Here is a 3,741-nt window from a genome sequence, read left to right on the forward strand (position 1 = left end):
CGAGTACCGGTGACGGAGTACCCGTTTTTTAGAAATTTACCGTGTTAAGGAAGGTGCTCAAGATACTATATGTAAATATTGGTTATTTGTAACCAAAATTAAAAATAAATTTGGTTTATATAACTAAAAAAATACAGAAAGTTAACAATGTGAAGTTTATGTAAGGAATCACAAATGCATAGTGTTAAAAAAATTGGTTTAAAGAAAATGTATAAGGATTGAATAAAGGGATATCTTATGTAAACTAAATAAACATTGATATAACAGTTGGTTCTTGATTTATCTACTAAAAATAAATAATGTTATAGGAAGTCACTTTGTATATTTAATTCATTTTTATGCATAAATTAAACTCATCTGTGATAAGGACACGCTTGTCTATTTATTTACATACGATATAGAAGAAAATCGTAAATTGTGACACACCTTAGTAAGACTCAAAGGGAGGACTATATTATTATGTTTTTCTCAAACCTATGTGGAGTAGAGGAAGTTCCCGCAGTAGAAACAATGGCTCGAGGAAAGGCATATTTTGTATTAAGTCAGGATAATCGTAGTTTAGAGTTTAAATTGAGATTATATGCACTAGATCAGGTAACAATGGGGCATCTACATTTAGGTCCAAAGGGGACCAATGGTCCTGTTGTGGGGTTTTTATTTGGACCAATTGAAAAACCTATTTCAATAGAATATGCTATTTTTACAGGAGAAATTACTCAAGCTAATTTAGTTGGTTCATTAGCAGGTCATTCGTTAAGGGATCTTGTAAATGAAATTAATGTTGAAAATATTTATATTAATGTTCGTACTATTCAACATCCTAGTGGTGAGATTCGTGGTCAGTTATCTTCTTGTTGTTGCTGATTCTATAATAGATAGTCTTTCAATAGTAGCAAAAGCGAGGGAGTGTCATGTGAAATAAGGAAGCATCCATCTGGGTGCTTTTTGTTTTGGAGGAGGATGAAGAATGAAACTAACTAAACAAGAACAAGCCGTGATTATCGGCACATTCATTTCAATGTTAGGACAGGAGCTTGTGAATGAGCGTATCGATAAACAGAAATTAGAAAATGTAATTCCAATCTTTAATGGGTTGGAAGACAATACAACACCAAAGCAAAGAAGAGAAGCGATGGTTAGTTTGTTAGATAAAACTATGGATGAATTTTTTAAAGAAGTAGAAAGAAATGAAAAGCACAGCTGCAGCATCTGTTAGGAATAAGTAGCTGTGTAAATGAAAAAATCTAAAAGGGTTCGTTATAACTTCTATGTTATAAGGAAATATGGTTAAGAGACTTCCATTATAACATTGAGAACATAAAAAAAATGTATAAAAATGTCCTTGATAAAAGACAAAATAAATAGAAAAAAGTCAAGGTGGTTAAGATTTTTATGTATTGTTGATGTAAAAAGGAATATATAACGAATGGAGAAAATCTATAGGGGAAGGAATAAAGAACGATTGCATAACTGTTACAAAAGAAAATAATAGTATTTTTATTATGAATTATACAGAACGCTCTTTATCCTTCGTGAAGTGACTGAAGGGATGAAGCACATACAGATTCATACATTTCAAAGAGGTAGAATAGCCAATTGGGGGGTTCATTCAGTGTACAAATAAGAGTAAATGCTCTTCACCCACTCTTATTATTTACTGGTTTTGGTTTTGTATACCAAATAAGTGAATATAAATTAGTAAATACCCAAATGGTGTTTTAATTAGAAAAGATAGGAGTGGAGAAGATGGAACGCATCGAAGCGGGTTTGCAAAAGAAGATTAATATGCTGAACCTTCGTGTTGTGGATGACATAGTTTACACTGAATATCTCAAAGTGTATGAGGAAGTTGGAATTGATGTAACGTCTTTTCAGTATTACGGAGTACATGGGCAATACTTGGCTTTTTATTCAAAAGAATATTTAATGCGATTACCAAGGAAAGAGGTGCTAAAGAAAGCTAAAGATATTTCTCAAAGACAGAACGCGTCTTTTTTTAGTGTATTAAAAAAAAAGACGGATGTATGGATATTGAAGAACTTGTACGGGGTATTGAAATAGCTGGGGGGAAAATGAAGATGGAACTAACAAAGCTTGAGAAAGCTATCATTATTAGTACATTCATTACAGCGTTGGGTAGAGAGGAACTTGAGATGTGTACAGATGAATATTCACTAGAACAGCTGGAAGAGAAACTGGAAGTTGCACTGTATGAATCAACATTAAAACAAATGATGGCGGCTGGGAGAAGTGGAATAAATAAAATGATTCAAGATTTATTAAAAGAAAGTTGAGAGAGTTTGAGGAATGAAAGAATACAAAACCAAACAACAGAAGCGAAAGTTCTATAACAGTGGTAATTGGAAATACTCCTATGAAGGCGAAAAGTGATATGAGGACGATAAGATGTATATAATCGAATGTACTTATACGATAAAACCCACACGATATGATATACATTTGTGTGGGTATAGGGGACGTTTAATTCGCGTGTCGGTTTGTTTGATTTAGTCTTTGTTGATTTGTGTATAAAATTATAAGGGAAATACCAATCATAAGAAGATATATTTTAGGGCTATATGAAGGAAGTGGGTTCATCACACCATGCTTTATAATATTACTTATAGATTCTAACGCAAGAAAAAGTGCATTTACAGCCGAAATCGTCATGAAAATAATAAAAGGTTTTAGATATTTTAGAGAGTAAATATAACATCCGCTTACCGCTATACTAATCACGGATATAAGCAGTGGAATGAGCCCATTACATTCAATGAATAACTTCCAAGTATCAAAAGTTGATGGAATATCTATTTTTATATCTCTAGAGAGAGAATGGATTAATCCAAATATACTTCCAATTAATCCATAGTATCCAGCAGATTTCATCATGAAGCACCTCCTTTAACCTTAATATGTATCATTGTGTGGTTAGTCATACCAAATGATAACATTTTTTAATATAGCATGATGAACATAAAAATAGGAGACTAAAAATGACCTTTATAAAAGGTAAAATAAAGGAGGCATAAGCGATGAAAGAATATAGAATGAAACAACAGAAGCGAAAGTTCTATGACAGTGGTGATTGGAAGCGTATACGTGAGCAAGTAAAGAAGCGAGACAACTATGAATGCCAAGAGTGTAAGCGCAATGGTAGTGTTCGTTTGGACACCAATGAATACAGTGAGAGTGCAAAGCGTAAGAAGATTCAGCTCGTTGTCCATCATATAAAAGAACTTGAACATCATCCGGAACTTGCATTAGAAATAGATAACTTAGAAACAGTCTGTGTGGATTGCCATAATAAAGAACACGGAAGAGTGTTCTTTAAGAAGGTAAACAAATGGCAAGACGATGAGAGGTGGTAACGTTGGATACTTATGAACAAGATGTAGCTCTATTAGTTAAAGCTTATAGACTTGAAGGTTATGTCATTACAAATGAACAGGCTGAAGATATTTGGTCAAAGTATTCGAATGAGTTATATGCTTCTTGGATGATGATGGGTAATAAAACGGATGGTTTATATGAAACAACTAAAATGATTGCTGAGAAATTAAAAATAATACCCCCCCCTTAAATAATTTCAATAAAAATTGCTCTAAGGGGCACCGGAGGAGGGGGTTAACTGTCAGGTTTTTTTGCTGAATTTACGCACGTAAGGGGGGTGGTGACTGTGAAGAACAAAGCGAAAGTAAAAAGAGAACTATTAAATCGAATAGATGAAGAAAATAGCAT

The 3,741-nt window shown here is 33.1% G+C and carries 7 protein-coding genes; 6 read left to right on the top strand and 1 reads right to left on the bottom strand.

Features of this window, described 5'->3' with window-relative positions; genetic code table 11:
- The first annotated feature begins 459 nt into the window (after positions 1-459).
- From ACQRBL_RS30600 to ACQRBL_RS30615, 4 genes are all read left to right on the top strand, one after another.
- Positions 460-864: a CHRD domain-containing protein gene (locus tag ACQRBL_RS30600; RefSeq protein ID WP_427736249.1), complete on the top strand. Its 405-nt coding sequence runs from the start codon at positions 460-462 to the stop codon at positions 862-864.
- 103 nt (positions 865-967) lie between these two features.
- On the top strand, positions 968-1,216 hold the full coding sequence (locus ACQRBL_RS30605; RefSeq protein WP_427736251.1) for a hypothetical protein: 249 nt from the start codon (positions 968-970) through the stop codon (positions 1,214-1,216).
- A gap of 530 nt (positions 1,217-1,746) precedes the next feature.
- Positions 1,747-2,061 (top strand): hypothetical protein, encoded by a 315-nt coding sequence (locus ACQRBL_RS30610; RefSeq protein ID WP_098856519.1) that lies wholly within the window; start codon positions 1,747-1,749, stop codon positions 2,059-2,061.
- Between the two features lie 17 nt (positions 2,062-2,078).
- Positions 2,079-2,294, top strand: coding sequence for a hypothetical protein (locus ACQRBL_RS30615; protein WP_098856518.1), 216 nt, complete (start codon positions 2,079-2,081; stop codon positions 2,292-2,294).
- A gap of 187 nt (positions 2,295-2,481) precedes the next feature.
- Here the strand turns inward: ACQRBL_RS30615 and ACQRBL_RS30620 are convergent, their stop codons facing one another.
- Positions 2,482-2,892, bottom strand: a complete 411-nt coding sequence (locus tag ACQRBL_RS30620; RefSeq protein ID WP_098856517.1) for a hypothetical protein — start codon at positions 2,890-2,892, stop codon at positions 2,482-2,484.
- 143 nt (positions 2,893-3,035) lie between these two features.
- Between ACQRBL_RS30620 and ACQRBL_RS30625 the strand changes: the two genes are divergently transcribed.
- Both ACQRBL_RS30625 and ACQRBL_RS30630 read left to right on the top strand, forming a co-directional pair.
- Positions 3,036-3,371 carry an HNH endonuclease gene (locus ACQRBL_RS30625; RefSeq protein WP_411996795.1) on the top strand — a complete coding sequence of 112 codons (336 nt, stop codon included), beginning with the start codon at positions 3,036-3,038 and terminating at the stop codon, positions 3,369-3,371.
- Positions 3,372-3,373: 2 nt separating this feature from the next.
- The gene (locus ACQRBL_RS30630) at positions 3,374-3,583 is read left to right on the top strand and encodes a hypothetical protein (protein WP_098856515.1); all 210 of its coding nucleotides are present in this window, start codon (positions 3,374-3,376) and stop codon (positions 3,581-3,583) included.
- Positions 3,584-3,741: the final 158 nt, after the last annotated feature.

Origin of the sequence: Bacillus sp. AF62, assembly GCF_050312695.1 — a bacterium.
In the GTDB taxonomy this organism is placed as follows: Bacteria; Bacillota; Bacilli; order Bacillales; family Bacillaceae_G; genus Bacillus_A; species Bacillus_A cereus.